At 74.3% G+C, this 3205-nt stretch carries 4 protein-coding genes; all 4 read right to left on the reverse strand.

Features of this window, described 5'->3' with window-relative positions; translation table 11 throughout:
- A partial coding sequence (locus DKL51_RS28810; RefSeq protein ID WP_438819679.1) for a PfkB family carbohydrate kinase occupies positions 1–270 on the reverse strand: 270 nt, incomplete at its 3' end.
- Positions 271–281: 11 nt separating this feature from the next.
- Complete coding sequence (locus DKL51_RS28815) at positions 282–968, reverse strand: D-sedoheptulose-7-phosphate isomerase (protein WP_124812775.1); 687 nt, start codon at positions 966–968, stop codon at positions 282–284.
- Positions 968–2185 (reverse strand): glycosyltransferase, encoded by a 1218-nt coding sequence (locus tag DKL51_RS28820; RefSeq protein ID WP_109945165.1) that lies wholly within the window; start codon positions 2183–2185, stop codon positions 968–970. Before DKL51_RS28820 ends, DKL51_RS28815 begins: the two co-directional genes overlap by 1 nt.
- A complete protein-coding gene (locus DKL51_RS28825; RefSeq protein ID WP_109945164.1) occupies positions 2170–3156 on the reverse strand; it encodes a glycosyltransferase in 987 nt (328 codons plus the stop codon). The genes DKL51_RS28820 and DKL51_RS28825 overlap by 16 nt, the downstream gene beginning before the upstream one ends.
- Positions 3157–3205: the final 49 nt, after the last annotated feature.

Raw genomic sequence — 3205 nt, forward strand, 5'->3', positions numbered from 1 at the left:
CAGCGGCAGCGCGTACAGCTGCACGCCGGCGGCGGCGAGCAGCGAGCTGAGCCGGGCGCCGCCGGCATCGTCGGCGAGCGCGGTCACCAACGCCACCTCCGCGCCCTGTGCGGCGGCGAAGATCGCCGCCAGCCCGGCGCCGCCCGGCCGGTCGACGTACGTGGTCTCGTCGAGGACCGGCACCGGGGAGTCCGGGCAGAGCCGGGTCACCACCCCCTCGACGTCCCGGTCCAGCAGGGTGTCACCGATCACCACCACGGGTCCCGTCACGTTCGACCTCCTCATCGGGCCTCGACTTCCCGGCCGCCCTCCCCCAGCACCACCTCGACTCCGGTACGCACCGGGCCGGAGCGGGCGTTGCCGGCCGGTACGCCCTGCGGCGTCCGGCCGGCGGACGCGGGCAGTCCCCGCTCGACGTACTCGCACAGCACGTGGGTGGCGACCAGCTGGAGCTCTTGCACCACCTGGCTGTCCGGCGACGGCACCGCCAGCACGTCATGGCACAGGTCGGCAAGGGGGTTGGGGGTCGGGCCGGTGAAGGCCCAGCAGCGCAGGCCGGTGTCGTGTCCGGCCTGGGCGGCGGTGAGGAGGTTGGTGCTGGTGCCGCTGGTGGACATGAGGAGGAGGATGTCGTCGGGGCGGCCGTGGGCGCGGACCTGGCGGGCGAAGACCTCGTCGTAGCCGTAGTCGTTGCCGATGGCGGTGAGGGCGGAGGTTTCGGCGTGCAGGGCGATGGCGGAGAGTGGTTCGCGGTCGTCGCGGAGTTTGCCGACGAGTTCGGCGGTGAGGTGCTGGGCTTCGGCGGCGCTGCCGCCGTTGCCCGCGACCAGCAGCCGCCCGCCCCGGGCCAGCGTCCAGGCCAGCTCCGTGCCCCAGCCGGCGAGCCGTTCGGCCTCCCGCCGGTACGGCAGCAGCGCGGCCGCCAGCCCGGACAGGTGCGCGTCGAGAGTGGAGAGCCGGTCGGTCATCAGGCCACCGCCGGGGCCGGACGGGCGACCGTGCTCACCGCGGCGTAGACCGCGCTGAGCTGCTCGGCGCAGCGCTTCCACGAGTAGCGGCTGCGGATCCGGTCCAGCGCCGCCGTGGCGTACGCGAACCGGCGCACCTTGTCCGCGAGCAGCCGGCGGATCGCGGTGCCCAGCGCGCGCGGGTCGCGCGGCGGCACCAGGTCGCCGGTGAGCCCGTCGACGACGGTGTCCGCGATGCCGCCCACGTTGGTCCCGATCACCGGCACGCCGCAGGCCATCCCCTCCAGCGGGGTGAGCCCGAACGGCTCGTACCAGGGCGCGGCGACCAGCACGTCCGCCGAGCGGTACCAGGAGCCCATCTCCTCGCGCGGCACCCCGCCGACCAGCCTGACCCGGTCGGCCACCCCGCACGACTCGGCGAGCGCGGTCAGCCGGCGGGCGAAGGAGTCGGCGGGGAGCAGGTCGGCCGGCGGCCCGCCGACCACCACGCACTCGGCGTCCGGCACGGCCGGCATCGCCCGGACGACCTCGAGGAAGCCCTTGCGTTCCACCATCCGGCCGACCGTGATGATCCGCGGCCGGGCCGGGTCGCGCGGGGCGACCGGGCCGTCCGGGCGGAACACCTGCTGGTTGACGCCGGAGGGGACCAGCGCCATCCGGGACCGGGGCACGCCCATCCGGACCAGCTCGGCGACCTCGTCCTCGCACTGCACGATGACCCGGTCGACGGTCCGTCCCAGCGCCCGCTCGTAGCCGACCCGCCCTGGTGGACTCGTGTCCTTGGCGCCCTGGTGACGCCGCTTCACCGTGCCCAGCGCGTGGTACGTCAGCACCGTCGGCACCCCGGTACGGCGGCCGGCGTGCACGGTCGCCAGCCCGCTCATCCAGAAGTGGGCGTGCGCCACGTCCGGCGTCCAGCCCCCCTGGCGCCACTGGTCGGCCAGCCAGCGGCCGAACTCGCCCATGTACGGCAGCAGGTCGTCCTTCGGCACCCGCTGCGCCGGGCCGGCCGGTACGTGGCAGACCTGGTAGCCGTCCGGGGCGGACACCGAGTCGGGCAGGGCGGCGGAGTCGCGGCGGGTGTAGACGCGGACGTCGTGCCCCTCGCCGGCCAGCGCGGCCGCGAGTTCCGCCACGTGGGTGTTCTGCCCGCCGGCGTCCTCCTCGCCGAGGACGGCGAGCGGGCTGGCGTGCTCCGAAATCATTGCGATGCGCATGTCTCCTCCTCCATCAGCCGGTCCCAGTCAGCGAGGAACCGGTCGAGCCCGAAGCGTTCCTTCGACACCTCACGCGCTCGCGCCCCCAGCCGGTACGCCGCGTCGCGGTCCTCGGTGAGCCAGCGGGCCGCCTCGACCAGCGTGTCCACCCGGGTGGAGAGCACCCCGGCGTCGGGCGGTACGGCGTCCACCGCCTCGGTGGTGGCGAGCGCGACGACCGGCATGCCCATCGTCATCGCCTCGATGAGGCTCAGCCCGAGCGAGGTCCACCGGCACAGGTGCAGGTACGCCCGCCGCCGCGCCACCTCCTCGTGCATCCGGCCCTGCGGCAGGTCGTCGTGGCCGGTGACCGGGTGGGCGAGGGTGGCGCCGGCGTTGGTGAGCGCCTCCGGCAGCCCGGCCACCCCCATGCCGAAGACGTCCAGCGGGGCGACGGCGGCGAACCGGGGCATCAGGTCGGTCCCGGTGACCCGCCAGCGGCGGACCGGTTCGTTGGTGACCACGGCCAGCCGGTCGAGTTCCCCGGTCCACTCCACCCGGGGCGGCACGATGCCGTGCTCGATGACCGCCGTGCGAGTGCCGCCGTTGTCCCAGAACAGTTCGTTGAAGTGGGTGACGTGGACGATCAGCAGGTCGTCCCGGTCGGCCATCGGGTGCCGGGTGTTGGGCACATCGCCCTTCGGGGTGTTGTGTTCGACGTAGATGGCCGGCAGGTCGCGGCCGGGTCGACGACCGAGCCACTCCTCGGCCAGCTCCAGCTCCTCGGGGCGTTGGAGGATCACCAGGTCCACCTCGGCCCGGCGGAGTTCCTCCGGGGTGACCTCGACGGCGTTCTCCGGCCACGGGTACGTCCGCGCCCGCCCGAGCCCGTACGGGCCGCGGTCGGGGGTGACCGGGACCAGGTACCGGTGCTTGCCGTGCACAAACGACGTGGTCCAGGAGCCGTGCACGTGCCACAGCAGAACGTTCATGCCTCTCCTCACGAGCGACTGGTCGGGGGCGGGGCGGACAGGGTCAGGT

The organism is Micromonospora globispora (assembly GCF_003857015.1).
Taxonomy (GTDB): domain Bacteria; phylum Actinomycetota; class Actinomycetes; order Mycobacteriales; family Micromonosporaceae; genus Micromonospora; species Micromonospora globispora.